The sequence below is a fragment of the Dyadobacter sp. BE31 genome, from assembly GCF_031457695.1.
Classification (GTDB): Bacteria; Bacteroidota; Bacteroidia; order Cytophagales; family Spirosomataceae; genus Dyadobacter.
The window spans coordinates 16,631-33,767 of the sequence record NZ_JAVDXA010000004.1 but is presented as its reverse complement, the minus strand read 5'-3'; the positions used below and the strand labels follow the sequence as shown (position 1 = coordinate 33,767).

At 49.3% G+C, this 17,137-nt stretch carries 15 protein-coding genes; 8 read left to right on the top strand and 7 right to left on the bottom strand.

The features are described 5' to 3' along the window. Positions 1 to 2: 2 nt before the first annotated feature. From J2Y43_RS20845 to J2Y43_RS20830, 4 genes are read right to left on the bottom strand one after another with little or no spacing between them, the layout of a single operon-like run. The gene (locus J2Y43_RS20845; RefSeq protein WP_291194471.1) at positions 3 to 1,094 is read right to left on the bottom strand and encodes a hybrid sensor histidine kinase/response regulator; all 1,092 of its coding nucleotides are present in this window, start codon (positions 1,092 to 1,094) and stop codon (positions 3 to 5) included. Then, complete coding sequence (locus J2Y43_RS20840; protein WP_309987876.1) at positions 1,091 to 3,271, bottom strand: 7TM diverse intracellular signaling domain-containing protein; 2,181 nt, start codon at positions 3,269 to 3,271, stop codon at positions 1,091 to 1,093. The genes J2Y43_RS20845 and J2Y43_RS20840 overlap by 4 nt, the downstream gene beginning before the upstream one ends. Beyond that, positions 3,262 to 3,954, bottom strand: a complete 693-nt coding sequence (locus J2Y43_RS20835) for a hypothetical protein (protein ID WP_309987878.1) — start codon at positions 3,952 to 3,954, stop codon at positions 3,262 to 3,264. The genes J2Y43_RS20840 and J2Y43_RS20835 overlap by 10 nt, the downstream gene beginning before the upstream one ends. 6 nt (positions 3,955 to 3,960) lie before the next feature. Then, positions 3,961 to 6,246, bottom strand: a complete 2,286-nt coding sequence (locus J2Y43_RS20830) for an Rv1355c family protein (protein WP_309987880.1) — start codon at positions 6,244 to 6,246, stop codon at positions 3,961 to 3,963. Between the two features lie 388 nt (positions 6,247 to 6,634). On the opposite strand from J2Y43_RS20830, the gene J2Y43_RS20825 reads away from it, so the two are divergent. Further along, a complete protein-coding gene (locus tag J2Y43_RS20825; protein WP_019940883.1) occupies positions 6,635 to 7,099 on the top strand; it encodes a response regulator in 465 nt (154 codons plus the stop codon). 3 nt (positions 7,100 to 7,102) lie between these two features. Here J2Y43_RS20825 and J2Y43_RS20820 read toward each other — a convergent pair whose 3' ends face one another. Next, positions 7,103 to 7,276 carry a hypothetical protein gene (locus J2Y43_RS20820; protein ID WP_309987884.1) on the bottom strand — a complete coding sequence of 58 codons (174 nt, stop codon included), beginning with the start codon at positions 7,274 to 7,276 and terminating at the stop codon, positions 7,103 to 7,105. Positions 7,277 to 7,417: 141 nt separating this feature from the next. On the opposite strand from J2Y43_RS20820, the gene J2Y43_RS20815 reads away from it, so the two are divergent. Both J2Y43_RS20815 and J2Y43_RS20810 read left to right on the top strand, forming a co-directional pair. Further along, positions 7,418 to 7,621, top strand: a complete 204-nt coding sequence (locus J2Y43_RS20815; RefSeq protein ID WP_309987885.1) for a hypothetical protein — start codon at positions 7,418 to 7,420, stop codon at positions 7,619 to 7,621. Between the two features lie 148 nt (positions 7,622 to 7,769). Then, positions 7,770 to 8,885, top strand: coding sequence for an alpha/beta hydrolase (locus tag J2Y43_RS20810; RefSeq protein WP_309987887.1), 1,116 nt, complete (start codon positions 7,770 to 7,772; stop codon positions 8,883 to 8,885). 2 nt (positions 8,886 to 8,887) lie between these two features. Here J2Y43_RS20810 and J2Y43_RS20805 read toward each other — a convergent pair whose 3' ends face one another. Beyond that, positions 8,888 to 10,039: an acyltransferase gene (locus J2Y43_RS20805; protein ID WP_309987889.1), complete on the bottom strand. Its 1,152-nt coding sequence runs from the start codon at positions 10,037 to 10,039 to the stop codon at positions 8,888 to 8,890. A 180-nt stretch (positions 10,040 to 10,219) separates the two neighbouring features. Between J2Y43_RS20805 and J2Y43_RS20800 the strand changes: the two genes are divergently transcribed. From J2Y43_RS20800 to J2Y43_RS20790, 3 genes are all read left to right on the top strand, one after another. Continuing rightward, the gene (locus tag J2Y43_RS20800) at positions 10,220 to 10,648 is read left to right on the top strand and encodes an SRPBCC domain-containing protein (RefSeq protein ID WP_309987891.1); all 429 of its coding nucleotides are present in this window, start codon (positions 10,220 to 10,222) and stop codon (positions 10,646 to 10,648) included. 40 nt (positions 10,649 to 10,688) lie between these two features. Further along, complete coding sequence (locus J2Y43_RS20795; RefSeq protein ID WP_188935454.1) at positions 10,689 to 11,000, top strand: MerR family transcriptional regulator; 312 nt, start codon at positions 10,689 to 10,691, stop codon at positions 10,998 to 11,000. A 259-nt stretch (positions 11,001 to 11,259) separates the two neighbouring features. Next, the gene (locus J2Y43_RS20790) at positions 11,260 to 12,483 is read left to right on the top strand and encodes a M20/M25/M40 family metallo-hydrolase (protein ID WP_309987892.1); all 1,224 of its coding nucleotides are present in this window, start codon (positions 11,260 to 11,262) and stop codon (positions 12,481 to 12,483) included. A 237-nt stretch (positions 12,484 to 12,720) separates the two neighbouring features. Here the strand turns inward: J2Y43_RS20790 and J2Y43_RS20785 are convergent, their stop codons facing one another. Then, the gene (locus tag J2Y43_RS20785) at positions 12,721 to 13,230 is read right to left on the bottom strand and encodes a metallophosphoesterase family protein (protein ID WP_309987893.1); all 510 of its coding nucleotides are present in this window, start codon (positions 13,228 to 13,230) and stop codon (positions 12,721 to 12,723) included. Positions 13,231 to 13,510: 280 nt separating this feature from the next. Here J2Y43_RS20785 and J2Y43_RS20780 point away from each other — a divergent pair, with 280 nt between their 5' ends. Beyond that, positions 13,511 to 16,312 (top strand): outer membrane beta-barrel family protein, encoded by a 2,802-nt coding sequence (locus J2Y43_RS20780; protein ID WP_309987895.1) that lies wholly within the window; start codon positions 13,511 to 13,513, stop codon positions 16,310 to 16,312. An 18-nt stretch (positions 16,313 to 16,330) separates the two neighbouring features. Continuing rightward, positions 16,331 to 17,080, top strand: coding sequence for a GLPGLI family protein (locus tag J2Y43_RS20775; protein WP_309987897.1), 750 nt, complete (start codon positions 16,331 to 16,333; stop codon positions 17,078 to 17,080). Positions 17,081 to 17,137: the final 57 nt, after the last annotated feature.

The window sequence follows — 17,137 nt, the reverse complement described above, 5'->3', positions numbered from 1 at the left end:
GGTTATTTGTTAATAGAAGGAATGTTGATTTCAAAAATACTACCCTGTCCGATTTTTGAAGTTACGCTGATTTCCCCTCCCAGTTTCGCTATTGCCTCATGTACGATGTAAAGTCCTATCCCTGAGCCACTGTTGGTAGCACCTGCGCGGTAAAACATTTTGAAAATTTTATCCTGGTCCGACTCCTTAATACCCGTTCCGTTATCTTCCACGATGATTTGCGCGTCGGAATCGGTGGATTTTACGGTCAGATGAACGAATGGGTTGGGTTTGTTCTTATCCTGGAATTTGATGGCGTTGTTGATGAGGTTATTGAAAATGATCCGCAGCTTCATCACATCCGAATGAAATATGCCGTCCTGCTGAATATCCGTCGTCATTTTCAGGTTGCCGTATTCGGGCAGGTACTGAATCGTGGCCTGCACCTCGGTAACCAGCTCTTCGAAGCTGATGTCCGTCACGACAGGTACGCCGCGTGCATTTTTGTAATAATCAATGATGTTGATGATGAATGTATCCAACTTCTTCACCGACTGCCGGATCAGTTCCAGGTATTCATTCTGCGATTTGACGTCCTCTTCCAACAATGCCAGGTTCACAATGCCGAGTACCGACATCAGCGGCGCACGCAGATCATGTGAGGCGCTGTACACAAACTTATCGAGCTCCTCGTTGGCCTTTTGCAGTTCGATGTTCCGCTGTTTCAGGTCCTCACGGGTTTTGTAAATGTCGTATGCATTCGAAATCGCATTTTCGACATACTTGTAATCCCAGGGCTTGTCGATGAACCTGAACACTTCCCCTTTGTTGATCGCGTCGATCGCCGCGCCGATATCGGTATGCCCGGTAATGAGGATACGTATCGGTTTCGGGAATTTGGTCCTGATCTTTTCAAAGAATTGTACGCCCGTCAGCCCCGGCATTCGCTGGTCGGCCAGAATGATGCAGAAATCCTTTTCGTCGAGCATTTGCTCCGCTTCCACTACCGAGGAGGTAATTGTGATATCGTACTGCTTGCGGAACGAAGCCTTGAACGAATGCAGGTTGTGCTCCTCGTCGTCAATGTACAGAATGGTTATGGCTTTTTCGCTCATTGAAAATCAGGGATTGGGCGTGCTTTTCTTTTAACTGGCAGCGTGATCAAAAATTCTGTTCCTTGTCCTACTTCGGTATTCACCTGGATGTTACCGCTGTGAACTTCGATAATTTTAAAGACAATTGAAAGTCCCAATCCGGTACCGTCGCCTACCTGCTTGGTGGTGAAGAACGGCTCGAAAATCTTGGCACGCACCTCCGGTGTCATGCCCGGGCCGTTGTCGCGCATCGATATCGCCACCGTCTCAGGGTCTTTCAGCCATGATTTTACCCAGATAGTCGGGGTCTTGCCTTCTTGCTTTTCCTTTTGCAGCGCGTAGATCGAGTTGGTCAGGATATTCATAAACACCTGATTGAGCTTGCCTGCGTAGCATTCGATGCTCGGAATATTGCCCAATTCCTTCACCAGCGTGATCGAATTCCCCATCTGGTAATTGAGGATAATGAGTGTGGACTCGATTCCCTCATTGACATTCACCAGGTTGAGATCGGTTTCGTCTACACGGGAGAATATTTTCAAACCTTTCACGATCTCGACGGTCCGGTGGGCGCCGTCCTCCATTCCTTTCAGCAAGGTGCCCAGCTCGGTTTTGAGGTAGTCCAGGTCGAGGTCCTCTTTGAGGCGTTCGATTTCCTTCACTTTGCCCTGAAGTCCTTCCATGGAATCGACCTCCCTGATACCATCGTAAGAGTCGAGGATTTCCAGTACATCGTCGATGTCTCTCCGCAGCGGACGGATATTGGAGCTGACGAAGTTGATCGGGTTGTTGATTTCGTGTGCGATCCCGGCGGTGAGCTGACCGAGCGATGCCATTTTCTCGGAGTCGATCAGCTGTGTTTGCGCGTCTTTGAGCTTGGTAAGCGTCAGATTGAGCTCGGTGTTGGCAAACTGCAATTCGGCAGTGCGCTCGTTGACACTCTTTTCGAGGAAGGCGTTCTGTTCGAGGATGATTTTCTCGTTTTCCATCGAAATCCGCAGCGCCTGCGCCTGGGATATTTCCTTCTCCTTCTTGAAAATGTTGATCTTGTCGGCCAGAGCGAACGATAGCAATATCACTTCAATGGCAGTCCCGGCCTGCATCGTGTAGTTGGTGAAGCTGTTGTAAGGCAGGATGTTAAGGTTTCGCAGCGAATAAAGTACGATCCCGACCAGGAATATCGACCATGCCACCAGGAAGAATTTCGCCGGACGATAACCTTCGAGGGATAACATCAGCGCCACCACGAGCGCAAAAAGCGCGGCCGAAGGTGCCAGCAGATCGATGATCCGGTAGCTGACCATATTCAGTCCCAGCAGGTTGAATAGCACCGCTACACCATAGGTGACGATGATCGCGATGATGATCCGGTAATTGGTGGTCGACCGCTCACGGATATGCAGGAAATTCTGGAAGAACATCAATGCAAAGCTTCCGGCCAGCGCCGGGAACAGGATGATCGAATATTCGTTGAACGCCGGCGTTTCGGGCCAGAGGAATTTAAACGTGTACCCCGTAATGGTCGTTTGGGTAAGCCCGATGAACAGGATATACAAAACGTAATACAAATAGCTCTTTTCGCGGATCGAGAAGTATACGAAGAAGTTGTAGAGCATCATCACGAAGAGCACGCCGATGTGAATACCGGATATGATTTCGTTGGTGAGTGCAAACTGGAAAAAGCCCATCTCGCTGCGGACGATGAGCGGAACCACGATCTGCTCGCTGCCGTGGATTCGCAGGTAATAGGTCTGGGCCGTTTGCCGCGGAATATCGAGTTTGAAGACGATATTCTGGTGTTTTACATGCCGCTTGTCGAAGGCCTCGTTCCAGGAAATGGTTTCCGCTTTGGCTTTACCGCGTTCGGTCGAATACAATGTTACGGATTCAATGCGCGGGTAGGCGAGTTCAAGAAACAAATTGTCCTCGTCGCTGTCGTTTTTGATATTCAGGCGTACCCAGAATGCGGAAGCGCTGACGCCGAAGTTGGGCGTATCCTCGAAGCTGGGCGTAAATTTTCCGTGGGCTTTTACGTCGTCGATCGTCAATGCGGCCGAAGTGTCTTCGAGTATTTCCACCTGCCTCCCGATCGTCACGTCGCTCCCCTTGAACACAACTTCCCCTGCATGAGCGCGGGCAAGCAGGCTCACGAGCAACAGAAGGGTTCCAATAATCCTGCGGTAGAACTTTACATCCATTTATTGATATCGTAAACTATGGTTAAGTCCCCGCGACGACCGGTTTCAACAACGGTTTGCGTAGGGTTTGCCCTCAGGCTGAATATCTTTTCACGTTCCTCATCGGTGGCGAAAGGCAGGTTGATCAGGTCCCGCGCGATCAGCGACGTAGCGATCAATCCTTCTTTGGGATAATAAAATGTCCCGTTGTTGCCCAGGTCTGTCAATACCTCGAACCCGATCCGCTGGCTGATAACCAGGGTGATAGGCGAGCAAAGGCCCATCAGGTATTGAATCCCGACCTTCGATGCGATGGCCATGGCTGTTCTCCCCAGGTATACGCTACCGATGCCATAACCGGCTACCTCCTTTGAGTTGAAAAGCCCGCAAAATTCTGCCACGTTATAGTCGCCGATCTTGTCGACATAACCGTAAATGCTCTTGTCGATCTTCGCGATCGCATCCTCCATCGGCATTTTGAGGTTTTCCGAGCGGACCTGCACCCGGGTACCTCCATAAATGTCCTTGCCATCTTCCGATTGCACGATGATCACATAAGTATTCGGGTCCTCCAACCAGGTGTGATTGGCCGATGTCACCTGCTTCACGCCGTATGCTTCGAGTACCTTGCGGTGCCCTTCGACATATCTCAGGCTCGTTTCCACATCATCCGGTGCACGGTATGCTTTTATATGTGCTACCATGTACTGTTATGGGTTTACAATAAATAGTGTTTCGTTTAACGGCAATCGGTAACTTTTGATCCCGGGCTTTTCCGCTTTTGCAATCTTAAACAAGAACACCTCCGCCACTTCCTCTCCATACGGGACAAGTTCCATGAATCTCTTTCTTAAAGTTCGTAATCTGGCTGCCTCGGCTTCGTCCAGGCCTGCATTGTTGCCCTTTGTAATGCGGGGGAACAAATAAAACGGGGAAATTAATGGATGGATCGCAAATTGCAATTGTTCGGCCTGAAGCCAGAGGCGCTGCATGGCCATTCCGCCCAGGAAAAAATCCTTGTAACTGTATTTCGGCATGGTGATCATGCCTAATGCAGAGGCTGTGCTGACGGATTTGAGCGCCGCGTCCACCAATGCACCGCCTCCTTGTACGCCTTTCAATGTCTGGGAAATTTCACGGTCGCGGATGATCGAGAGCGCGGCTATCTGCGCATTGTTGAGCCCGAGCGTGCGAACGTCAATCCCATCTCTGGACAGTTCCGCTTCGGTGGGCGACCATTTCATTTCGCGGTGTACGAAATCGTAGTGCCCTTCGGGGTTGAGCAGGCGCACGCGGTCGCATTCTCCGATGATCTCGCCGATGGCCATAATGTCCTGCTTTTCAGAAAAGTAATGGAATTTTGCCCCGCTGACACTTTCGGCGGCGTCTTTCAATTGCTGAAAAACAGCTTCTGGAATTTCTACCGGTGTCGACGGGTTGCGGTTTGTGCAACGTTCGTAGATCACCCCGACGGCCTCGGGGGCAAACACGGGCTCGGCACCATTTGAGTCACTGCGCTGAAAATCGATCGCTGCAATGAGCGGTGAATCTTCGCCCAGCGGGAAAGTTTCAGCTTTTACGCCGAGGCCGGCCTCGCGGGCCTTTAACAATATATTTTCATACGAAGCTCCGAAAGAAATGTTGGAAGCGATCTGGTCGAAATCTCCAAAAGAGAAGGAACGGAAACGGTCGTGGAAAAGGAATAGTCTTCCGTGGTGATAAAGCCATTTCCAGGGCTGGTCGTTCCCTGTTGAAGGAGCCTGGCAGGCGGCATTTACAATGTCGGCCAGTATGTTTTCGGGAATAGTTTCGGCCTGTTTTTGAGGTAACGACTCAGCTATACGAACAGCTTCGGTGAAGTCGAAAGGGGCATGGGGGTTATGCCTGAAAGCACCCTGAGGTTTCTCAGATTTATCGCCCACGAGTTCTTCGAGGTCAATGTAATACCTGCCCGACTCATGAAACTGATTGAGCAGAATGCGCCGGCATACATCCGTTACCACCCCGCCTCCGAGCGTCACCGCACTGGCCAGCTGCGGCCAGGTACCAATGCTCTGTCCGATTTCGACGAGCGATACTTTCCCTCTTTTGGAGCCGTTGATCGCGTTCACGATCCGTAGCACGAGCGGAAGCCTGTCTTCTTCGGAAATATGTTCGAATTTGTCCAGCGGGAGCCCTTGTAAATAGCCGTGGAAGATCGGCCGTTCGGGTTCGGTGTCGAACCGCTCGACGTCGAGCATACCGCGGTCGCTGGTTTCCATCACCACCGGAATGCTGAGCTGCGCCGCGCGGACACGTGCGCTTATTTTCAGCGCAATATCGTCGCATTCGTCGACGAGGATGTCGAGTTTTCCGCCGTCGAGCAGGAAACCGTCCAGGTTTTCTTTGGTGATACCGTCGGGAAAGCACTCGATGTCCAGGAAAGGGTCGATCTCGGCAATCTCACGGGCGGTTACAATGCATTTGTTGACACCGATGTTGTGGAGTCCTGTGCGTATACGGTTAAGGTTGCTGAGCTCAATTGTATCAAAATCAGCCAGTTTGAGTTTGCCGCACGCCCGTTCGGTCGCAATGCTCAGCGCGACGGAATGCCCCACCGATAGCCCGATAATGCCGATTGAGCGTTTGGAAAGGTGTAGCTGCTCATCGGGTGTGATTTTATATTGGTTACGGCTGGTCCGGAGTTCAATGAATTCGGCTTCGTCGACCAGGTGCAAAAGCCGCTCCGACCATGGATAGTATACCCAAACACCTTCGGCATCGATATCTTTGCCTTCGGCCCATTCGCGGTACTTTTGTTCTGTTTCCGCGGCATTGAGCCGTTTTTTGGGATGCCGGATCCGAATGAGTTCTTTTTTCTGGGAAGCAAACAAATCCAGGATGGTTTTGCCGCGATAATCTGCAATGAAGGAGAGGAAACTTGTTTTATCTGCGTGGCGCTCTTTGGAGATGAAAACCGGTTTGTAGATATAGTTGATTTCTGTGTTATGGTGCATTTTAGAATAATTGTGAAGCCTGTCCTTCAATGGGCCGTGGCCGGATTTAACAAATCACAAAATTGTGCCGATCTTCGTATTAAATTCACCGGACCGGCTATCGCATACCCTGAATCTCGTATATTCACGCATTTTTACTCGCTTCAATAATTACACAAATTGCTGAATTTATTTTTGTAAAACTAACCTCTGGTTCAATGGGGGACAAAATATTTGGACACAAGTCCGTAAAATTCCCTTATTAGCAGAAGCTTGCACCTATGCATCGTGTAAAAAAATTGTCGAAAGTGCTGTGGCTGTTGATGCGAATATAGAATTAATATTATAATATTATCAATTAGTTCGGGGTGGAGCAGCTCCTTGCCCCGGCAAGCACCAAGTATTCAGAATGGAAAAAGGAAAAATAAGCGTACTGTATGTAGATGATGAAATCAACAACCTCAACTCATTCAAGGCCGCTTTCAGACGAGACTTCAATATTTTAATTGCGACTTCGGGAAGGGAAGGTCTTGAACTTTTGAAACACAACGTCGTGCATGTGATCATTACCGATCAGCGCATGCCGGAAATGACGGGCGTGGACTTTCTGATCGAAGTGTTAAAGGATTACTCCGATCCCGTGCGCATTCTGCTCACAGGCTACACCGATATTACCGCGGTGATCGACGCTGTGAATAAGGGACATATCTATTATTACCTCAACAAGCCCTGGGACGAGCAGCAGCTCCGCATCATCATTAAAAATGCCTACGAGATCTTCCACTTGCGGGAGGAAAACAAGGAGCTGATCGAAAAGCTGATCGATGTCAATGGCCAGCTTGAATTCCTGCTCCGGCAAAACCTGCTGTCGTAGGCGCTAGCGCGATGTATGTTTTTTCCTGACAAAGCTTTTGATCCCGGCTACCGATGGCCGGGTGCCGCGGAACATGTATGTCAATACCGAAAACGCGGACGAAAATGCGACCGCCAGCAGGAGTATCGCTGCGAAAAGAAGGTTGCCGATTGCTTTGAGAAAGATGATGATATCCATGACTTCATATAGTGGGTGACTGCCGGTACCTTGTAAAAACCGTACCAGGAGCATTGCAGCACTTCCATCGTCGGCTGGTGCTGGTATCTTTTTTGTAAATGACCCGTCTTTTGAAATCAACAAACTAAACGGGTATCAATCATGAAAAAGAGCATAACCATTGGTATCATCACCGGGATCGTCCTGTTCCTGTTCGTGATCTCGTGCGGGAAGCGCATGCAGGCGGGCAACACGGAAAAGGAAGGTGTGGCCAAAAAGAACAAAACCGAGGGGTATTTCTACCACCAGGCAGAACAGGACACTAGCAAGGACTCGACTACGATCAGAAAAAACATAAATAATTAAGTCGATCGCGCCGGGAGTGGACACATTTGAAGCGAAAACAGCGTATTTTCGTGTACGGATTGGCCGGATGGCGCAAAGACGGCCGGTATTCATTGCCCGGCCGTCTTTCTGTTACCACGAACCGTATCAGAATTTATTAGCCCTACAAATGTTGAAACAACTTTACTGGACGTATGGTCTGGTTATATTGATCGGGATGATTGCAAGCTGCCGTTACCCGGCCTCGGATCCGGGACCGATAGATGGCGGGAATGACACGACGGTACCTAACAAACCCGATACCGTGATTGTCGACACGATCCCGGCCAAGAATCCCGATTCTTCCCTTGCCAATACTGCCCGCTTCGGCGCGGACAAGATTTTTACCGACATCAATCTCAAAACAAGCGAAGGCGTTTTTGATACCGCGACCGATTACCGCGGAAAGGCCACACCATTGAAATTCAAGTTCGTCGCTCCCAATAACGACACGCTGCGATACCGTCCTTTTGTGTTGATGCTGCATGAAGGTGCATTCATTTTTGGGGATTTGGACAACGAAATGGGGATGGCCCGCGGACTCGCACAGCGAGGTTATGCGGCGGCTTCGATCAACTATCGCCTGGGCTTCAACGGGGCGAGTGAAACTTTCGCGTGCGGGGGCAGTGGCCAGGATGCGGTACGCGCTGTGTACCGTGCGGTACAGGATACCTATGCGGCAATCCATTACTTTGTAGATCGTGCGGAGGAGTTTGGCATCGATACGCGCCAGATCATGCTGGCCGGCAGCAGCGCCGGAGCTATTACGGTTACTGCATTGGTTTATATGAATGAAGCGGATTTTGAAGCGCTGGCGCCGGGTATTACCAAGGCATTAGGCCGCCTCGATCCCCAGGCAGAGGACAGCCCTTTCCGCGTGCGTGCACTGCTCACGCAGATGGGTTACGGGATATTCAGAAGTGAATATATCAATGCTTCGAATGCCATGCCGACGGTCTTTTTCCAGCGGATAGGGGATAATGTGCTCCCGTATTATGGCGGTACCTTCCTTTCGTGCCCGACTTATCCCGGAATGGTGGGCGCAAAAGTCGCTTCGGATCAGCTGAAAAAGTTTAAGATCCCACTTGAACTGAACTTCGAAAACCTGGAAGGCCACCACCTCAGCTATCCGGAGGAGTATGTGGTAGGACGTTATGCCGGTTTCATGAAACGGCTTTGGTCACAGAACCCGCGGCAGATCACCAACAACGGCTATAAAACCGTGGAAGATGTAAGACTCCGTTGAGCCTAGCTGTCGGCGTGTTCCTTTACGGGCTGCTTCTTGCTTTCGCGAAGCCATCGGCTGAGGTAGGAGGTCAGTTTTACCTCAATGTATTCGTAGGAAAGGTAAGAGCCGATGAGTGTAAGGGCCAGTGATAACAGGAACATTGCCGTGCCTTCGCTATAAACCGGAAAACCCAGCTTGCGGAACAGGAAACCCAACCCCACGACGATCGGAACGTGCAGGAGGTAAATCGAGAACGACATGTCTCCTAAACGGACCAGCCACGACGGGAATTGCTGAATGCGTTCCTGGTAATGGAACACAAACGTGGCAAAAACGAGGGTAGACCCCAAACCCCATTCCAGTGGCCCGAACCCGCCCAGGAAGCCTGAAAGAAATTGCCATATGGCCAGGCAGAGCAGAGTGGGTGCTACCATTTTGATGGAAAGGAATGCGCGGATCCGCTCATGCAGGGCGTCGTGGTAATAGGCCAGCCCGAGGAACACCCCACAAACAAAGTTCCAGATGATAGGGTTAGTGATCATATTGATGTAAGGAGCGCCCAAATCCTGCATTTTATCCGCTTTAAGTGTGAAGGCTCCGTAATAGGTCGGAATGCCCACCAGGGTAACCGCGATCATCAGGAAGAATGCGTACCAGCGGAGACGCGAAAAAAGCATCGAAATAGCAATCAAAAGATAGAAATAGATCTCATAATTAAGACTCCATCCTACATTGAGCGTGGCATAGCCGTAAAAAGGCGCGGGTGTATTGGATAAAGGAATGAAGAGAAGGCTTCGCAGAAGTTCGGACGGCCATTCGGGGTTGGGCGACATACGGCTGTGGAGCAGGCAATACGCCAGTGTGATGATTGCGTACGCAGGCCAGATGCGGATCAGTCGTTTGGCGGTGAAGCGGAAAATGCTCCTTCCCGACGGCACGGTATTGCGGGTGATGTACACCATGATGAAACCGCTGATCACGAAAAAGAGGCTTACCCCTGCCGGGCCGGATCCCGCTATGAAGTTAATTTCATTCCGGAAAGGAGCGCCACCCGGGATTACGTCTTTTAAATGATAAATCGTGACATACAATGCAGCAATGCCCCTCAAAACCTGAATGCTGTCTAATTTGGATTCACGAATGACGCGGCCCGGGCCTTGTTCTTGTCCCATTCCGATGAGAATTGATAAGTTATTTGTTCGTTATTGAATACTTAGACACTGAAATTGGTCACGCCGTGTCAGCGGGAAAGATAGCAAAAAGTGTTTTTCCTTCACAATAAGGAAATATCAGTACTTCTGATACGGCACAGTTTTTTGGCTAATCGGGAAAAGAACGTTAAACATCGTTTTATGGCACAAGAGCTTACCGTCAGCAAGAAAATTACCATTGAAGCACCTGTGGCGAAGGTGTGGGAAGTGTTGATAGCCCCCAAATATATCCGGCAATGGGACGATCTGCCGAACGACTTCGAAGACTACTATCTCGAATACGGAAAAGTGATCGATTGGTCGGGTATGACGCGGCTCACTGTTACCGGGTACGAGCCGAACAAGCTGCTCATTTTCTCGTTGTACGTATCGAAATGGGAGCAATCGCCTTCGCATTACGATATAGCCTACCGCTACCGGCTGGCGGAAGAAGGGGATAGCACGCTTCTGGAACTGGAAATAGGTGATTTTTCGGTATTGCCGGATGGGAAGGATTATTACGCTTCCTCGGAAGCGTTCGCGGAGACTGCCCTCGAGAAAATCAAAAATTTGTCGGAAAACCGGGTTTAACAGCGGGTACGATTATCTTTGTAATAACCGCTTTGAACCTATGGAACCCAATACCAAATTATACTACGACACCAACGAAGTTGCTGAAATGGTAGGCTGCGAGCCTTCCGCCTTACGCTTCTGGGAAAAGAAATTCCCGCAACTCAACCCCAAACGCGACTCGCGCAACCGCAGGCGTTATACCGAGCGCGACATCGAGATTATCCGCAAGATCATGCACCAGCGCGACAAGCAGGGGCGCACGATCAAAGGCACGCGCGAGCAGCTGCGGCGTAAGGAAGAGGCTCAACTGCTGATCCAGCGCCTCATGCGGGTAAGGAAATTTTTGACGGATATTCAGGAAGTGCTGTAGGGGCGCTGCGCGTCGACCATGGACCGCCGACCGCCGATGCGGCAATGAAATGATGATCTGCGCCCGATCTGCCGTGGTATTCTTTCCGATAATACCTGTTGGCATCTGCCATCCATGATCACGATCCAACGTTCCAACAATGCACTAGGCGGTCTATGGTCGGCGGTCCATGGTCATTAATTCCAACGATTCCAAAATGTAATCGGCCGTCGGCGGTCGGTCGTCGGCCGTCAAATTAACCAAAACAAACACCGCACAAATGCAACACCTTCTCTCAATTTTGCTCGCATTCACGTGCGCTTCGCATACTTTCGCACAGCGGTTTCAGGTCGCGCCGATCCGAAAGCACATTGAATACCTTGCTTCCGACGACCTCGAAGGGCGCGGGACCGCCAGTTTGGGCGAAGTGCGGGCAGCCAATTACATAGCTGCGGCTTTCAGGGAAATCGGTTTGAAGCCCGCCGGAACGAAAGGGTATTTTCAGCCATTTGAAGTTTCAATGGGCATTGATGGCGAGGCACACGACCTGACCGGCCGGAATGTGGTAGGTTTTCTGGACAATGGCGCTGCTAAAACCATTGTGATAGGCGCCCATTACGACCATTTGGGCAAGGGCTTTCAGGGGAGCTCACTTTCGCCGGATAGTAAGAACAAAATACACAACGGGGCCGACGACAATGCGTCGGGCACAGCGGGTGTGCTGGAATTGGCGCGGTATTTTGCCGGTAACAATGTGAAAGAGAAGCATAACTACCTGTTTATTACATTTTCAGGGGAGGAGCTGGGGCTGTTGGGATCCAAGCATTATGTCGAAAAGCCGACGCTTCCGCTGAATACCGTCTCGGCCATGATCAATATGGATATGATCGGCCGGTTCGATGCGCAGAAAGGCATTATCGTTTCAGGCTGGGGCACCAGTAAAGTTTGGGGCAAACTGATCCCGGACCTGGCCAAACGTCAGAACCTGAAATACACGGTGGATTCATCGGGGGTAGGGGCGTCGGACCATACTTCATTCTACCTGAAAAACATCCCGGTGGTGCAGTTCTTCACCGGCGGCCACGGCGATTACCACAAAATATCCGACGATCCCGATAAGATTAATTATGAAGGCGAAGCCGGCATACTCACATTGATTTCGGAGTTGCTGGAAGCGCTGGACAAAGAAACCACCGAACCGGAGTTCCTCACCGCAGGTAACCCGCATTCCGGAAACACTACCAGTAATTTCAAGGTGACGCTCGGCGTCATGCCGGATTACAGCTATACCGGTAAAGGTTTGAAGATCGACGGTGTATCCAAAGCACGCCCGGCTGAAAAGGCGGGAATATTGGCGGGCGACATCATCACCAAACTAGGCGGCGAGCCGATCGGCACCATTTACGATTACATGGAAATCCTCGCTAAACACGAAAAAGGCCAGACCGTTGAGGCGGAATTGCTGCGCGGAAGCGAAACGAAGGTAGTTAAGGTGACGTTTTAAATGATGCTGTCAAATGTTGTCATTAATAGTCATGTTTTGTCCGGTGTTGTCATGGTCATGTATTGTCATATAATGTTCAGCATCGTCAAGTGTTGTCAATTTTGATTGGAGGACTCTTAACCTTTGACTTACTGACTACTCTTGACCCCTCTTAACCATTCCAGATTACCCTTCACGCTTCCTGACTATTCTTGACTAAACTCCTGACCATTCCTGACTACTCTTAACCATTCCAGACTACACCACCGCCCCCCGCTTGCCCAGTTCAATCGCCTCCATCTGGCTGATCAGCCCTTCATGCAGGTTGAAACGGAGCAGCGTACGAAACTTGTGAAACCCTTCACGCCCCGCAGCACCTGGGTTGATATACAGCATATTATTCAAAGACTTGTCGCGGATTACCCGGAGAATATGGGAGTGGCCGCAGACAAAAATGTCGGGCGTATTCGACTTCAACGTTGGCATCACCTGCGGATTATAGCGCGGAGGCGCCCCGCCGATGTGCGTGATCCAGACTCGGAAGCCTTCGACTTCAAAATGCAGGTTCTCATCGGTGACTGCGCGCACCTGAGGGGTATCGATATTTCCAAAAACAATACGGGTAGGCTTAAACGCCTGTAACTGGCTCACGATCTCCGTCGAGCCTATATCGCCTGCATGCCATATTTCGTCACAATTGGCAAAATGATCGAAAACGCGTTCATCCAGGTAGCCGTGCGTGTCTGATAATACTCCGATACTTTTCATTTCAACACTAAAACAATAACAACTAGAGGGCAAATATGGTCAATGAAATCCAGCCGGGAATAATTTAACAAAAAAATTATCGAATTAAAGTAACTTATATATACCAAAAAGAGTACTTTCACAGTTGTTATTCTTAATAAAAGTTAAATAATTCTCGTTTCGGTGCAAAATCACGTTTTAACTATATTTTTAGTTGTAAACTTGATTTGCATTCTCTATAATTGCAAAAATGTAATACCTCAGTTACAACCTCTACTCACATAACCACCAAAAACTGGCCTTGAAAAAAATCCTACTTCTGTTATGGTTATGCCTTCCCATGCTCGCTGCGCACGCGCAGACCGGAGGGCGATTTACGTTAAAAGGAACCGTCACCGATACTTCCGGGACGATATTACCCGAAGCGACGATCATGTTGCTGTTGCCGAAAGACTCCTCGCTCGTCAACTTCGGAAGGACCGCCAAAGACGGATCATTCGAAATGAAGAACCTCAAACGTACAACTTACATTTTTAAAGTTTCTTACGTAGGTTATGTACCTTATCAGGAGATAGTAGATCCTAAGAATCAGGAAGTTGTAGATATTGGTAAGGCCAAAATGAAAGTCCTGCAAAAAGAATTGTACGAGGTGGTAATCAAAACCGCCCGTGCCCCTTTGAGCATACGCGGGGATACTGTGGAGTTTGATGCAAAAGCATTTAAGGTACCGCCGGGCTCATCGGTTGAGGACCTTCTGCGCAAGCTTCCGGGCGTGCAGGTGGATGGTGACGGTAACATTCGCGCACAGGGCGAAGAGATCAAACGTGTAACGGTAGACGGTAAGCGCTTTTTTGGCGACGATCCGAAGATGGCCACCAAAAACCTCCCTGCTGAGGCTATTAACAAAGTGCAGGTTTTTAATGGCAAGACGGAACAGGCCAAGGCGACAGGCGTGGACGATGGCAAACGTGAGAAAACGATGAACCTTGAATTGAAGGACAGCCATAAAAAAGGCGGTTTCGGTAAGGCGGTTGCGGGCGTCGGAACGGATTCGCGGCTCGAAGGCAAAGTGAGTTACAACCGCTTCGATGAAAAACAGCAATTCGCCGTGCTTGGATTTGGAAATAATACGAACCAATCGGGTATTGCGCGGAATGATTACCAGGATTTCAAGGGTAGCCAGTCGTTCAACTGGGGAGATGATGGCGATTTCGGTTTCAGCAGCGGCCGCTATTACGGTGGCGACGATATCACGATCCAGCCGAACTGGGGCGGACAGGGCTCCGAAGGTTTTACCAAAAACTGGGCCGGAGGCGCCAACTACAACTTCGATACGAAGAAAACGAAGCTGAGCACCAGCTATTTTTATAACTCTACGCGCTCGGTTACGGATGTGGAGACCAGCTCCGAGAACTTTCTGACAAATGATTCCTATATCACCGCAGGTAAAAATAAAACGCTCGGGTTTACAGGCAACCACCGCCCTGCATTCCGGTTCGAGCACAATATCGACTCGCTTAACACACTCATTCTGATCAGCAACTCGCGGATCAATGGTGGCGATAACGACTATTCGAGTGAAACGCGGTCGTATCGCAACGAGAATATGCTCACCAACCGATCGGATGTGAAGAATCTGAGCGATTACAACTCGTTCGCCATGGCCAACTTGCTGTTGTACCGTCACAAATTCAAGAAAAAGGGACGGAACTTTGCGGCCAGCGTAGGTTATAACATCAACAATTCGGATGAGGACCGCCGTCAGAACTCGGTGAACCTGTTCTTACAGGATTCTACCAAGAATAGTGTCATCAACCAATTGCAACAAACCGAGAGTACACGGGGAAATTTCAAAGGAAGCTTGTCGTACGTAGAGCCTTTCGCCAAGAAGTTTTTCTGGGAGACGTTCTACAATTACAGCATGCGGAAAGATAAAGTGGACAGGGATGTGTTTGATGTGGAAGGAAGCGGGGACAAAGTGAACCCGTTCCTGACGCGCTATTACACCAACGACTTCACGTTCAACCGCCTTGGAACAAGCGTGCGGTATTCACACAAGGGATTGAACCTCGCATTGGGACTCGCTGGCGTGCAGTTTGATCTGAAAGGCAAGTTCGCGCTCGACGAGTCGCAGCAGAACATGACGCGTGTGGACAGGACATTCAAAAAGCTGGTACCGAATGTTTCATTGAATTACAGCCTCAAAAACAACAAGTATCTCTATGCAGAATACGGGCTCAACGTGCGGGAGCCGTCGATTACCGACCTCCAACCGATCGTGGACAATAGTAACCCGCTCTACATCGTGGAAGGTAATCCGGACCTGATCCCGCAAACGACGCATAATGCATATGCGGGTTTCAACATGTTCAACCCGGCGAGCTTCACCAACCTGTATATCAATGCCTATTACAATTATAACGAGGACCAGATCGTCTATAACCGGACGATCAACGCTGACCTGGTAACGACAACCAAGCCAATGAATATCAGCGGAGGAAACAACTACGGTACCTACATTGGTTTCGGGTTCCCGTTGAAGAAGACCAAGGCGACATTTGGGGTGAATACAGGTATTAATTTCAGTAATAACCTGACTTATATTAATAACATCAAAAACGAAACGAGTACCGACGGCTACAACTTTGGAGCACGACTGGATTTGACGCCAAGCGATGTGTTTACACTTTATACCAATGCAAACTGGAATATCAGTGAAACAAAGTACTCAATTAACACGAATCAGAACCAGAAGATCCTCAATGCGAATTACAATGCCGACATGAATGTCAAGATGCCGAAAGAGATCTATTTCAACGGCCGCCTCAATTACCGGACTTATAAAAACGATCAGTTCGGTTTCAACCAGCAGGTACCTATTTTGACGCTTTCGGTTTACAAATTGATCTTGAAAAACAAAAAAGGGGAAATCCGTCTCACTGCTAACGACGTGTTTAAAAGAAACCTGGGCATCAGTCAGAATGCTAATCAGAACTACTATTCTGAGCGCCGCGTAGCGACATTATCGCGGTATTTCATGCTGAGCTTTACCTACAACATGAGGGGCATGTCGGCTTCCGTAAAACGCAGTGGATTCTATTAATCAGTTATAAACCAAGTCATGAGAACAATCAGAATATGGATATTCATGATGGCGCTTACCTCAGCGCCATTATTTGCGCAAAACCTGGAAGGCGAGATTACCTACGAGAGGGTGTATTACTGGACAAAAATCAACTCCCGCCTGAGCTTTCTGAGTAATGAAGAAAAAGACCGCATGAAGCAAACCTGGGGCAAGAGGGACGAGTATAAGCAAAAAATGACCCTGTATTTCAATGAAAAACAGAGCTTCTATGGTTATCCGAAAGTGATTGAGAATGAGGAGGGCTGGTCGTGGTCCGAGGCGGATTACAAGATTTACCGGAATTTTGAGAAAGAGACCAGGACTGATATCATTGGAATGCTGGGCAAGACCTATGTGATAGAGGACTCACTCAAAGCGCCGAGCTGGAAAGTAATGAACAAGATCAAGGAAGTGGCGGGGCGTATGTGTATGATGGCCGTAACGGAGGATACGATCAAAAACCAGAAGATCACAGCATGGTTCGCCAATGATCTGCCGGTATCGGGCGGGCCGGAAATGTACACCGGCTTACCAGGTATGATTCTCGAACTGGACATTAATGACGGAGATATTATTATCAGCGCCATTGATATTAAGATGAAACCGGTTGCGGCAGAGGATATTAATCTTCCGAAAAAGATCAAAGGACGTAAGATTAACAATAAACAGTATCAGGATATTGTGTCCGTACACATTCGTGACAGCATCAAGGCACGCAGGAACCCGTTCTGGTCGATGCCTTATTAGGTAAAATACTATATTACATTGCGAAAAAGGGAAAGTGTCGCTACGACATTGTTCCCT

What these genes read in the sequence shown, in the direction of transcription:
- J2Y43_RS20820 (WP_309987884.1), bottom strand. Translation starts at nt 7,276, where the DNA reads ATGGATATCATCATCTTTCTCAAAGCAATCGGCAACCTTCTTTTCGCA.
- J2Y43_RS20805 (WP_309987889.1), bottom strand. Translation starts at nt 10,039, where the DNA reads ATGGGACAAGAACAAGGCCCGGGCCGCGTCATTCGTGAATCCAAATTA.
- J2Y43_RS20775 (WP_309987897.1), top strand. Translation starts at nt 16,331, where the DNA reads ATGAGAACAATCAGAATATGGATATTCATGATGGCGCTTACCTCAGCG.
- J2Y43_RS20830 (WP_309987880.1), bottom strand. Translation starts at nt 6,246, where the DNA reads ATGCACCATAACACAGAAATCAACTATATCTACAAACCGGTTTTCATC.
- J2Y43_RS20840 (WP_309987876.1), bottom strand. Translation starts at nt 3,271, where the DNA reads ATGGATGTAAAGTTCTACCGCAGGATTATTGGAACCCTTCTGTTGCTC.
- J2Y43_RS20795 (WP_188935454.1), top strand. Translation starts at nt 10,689, where the DNA reads ATGGAACCCAATACCAAATTATACTACGACACCAACGAAGTTGCTGAA.
- J2Y43_RS20845 (WP_291194471.1), bottom strand. Translation starts at nt 1,094, where the DNA reads ATGAGCGAAAAAGCCATAACCATTCTGTACATTGACGACGAGGAGCAC.
- J2Y43_RS20785 (WP_309987893.1), bottom strand. Translation starts at nt 13,230, where the DNA reads ATGAAAAGTATCGGAGTATTATCAGACACGCACGGCTACCTGGATGAA.
- J2Y43_RS20825 (WP_019940883.1), top strand. Translation starts at nt 6,635, where the DNA reads ATGGAAAAAGGAAAAATAAGCGTACTGTATGTAGATGATGAAATCAAC.
- J2Y43_RS20790 (WP_309987892.1), top strand. Translation starts at nt 11,260, where the DNA reads ATGCAACACCTTCTCTCAATTTTGCTCGCATTCACGTGCGCTTCGCAT.
- J2Y43_RS20800 (WP_309987891.1), top strand. Translation starts at nt 10,220, where the DNA reads ATGGCACAAGAGCTTACCGTCAGCAAGAAAATTACCATTGAAGCACCT.
- J2Y43_RS20835 (WP_309987878.1), bottom strand. Translation starts at nt 3,954, where the DNA reads ATGGTAGCACATATAAAAGCATACCGTGCACCGGATGATGTGGAAACG.
- J2Y43_RS20815 (WP_309987885.1), top strand. Translation starts at nt 7,418, where the DNA reads ATGAAAAAGAGCATAACCATTGGTATCATCACCGGGATCGTCCTGTTC.
- J2Y43_RS20810 (WP_309987887.1), top strand. Translation starts at nt 7,770, where the DNA reads ATGTTGAAACAACTTTACTGGACGTATGGTCTGGTTATATTGATCGGG.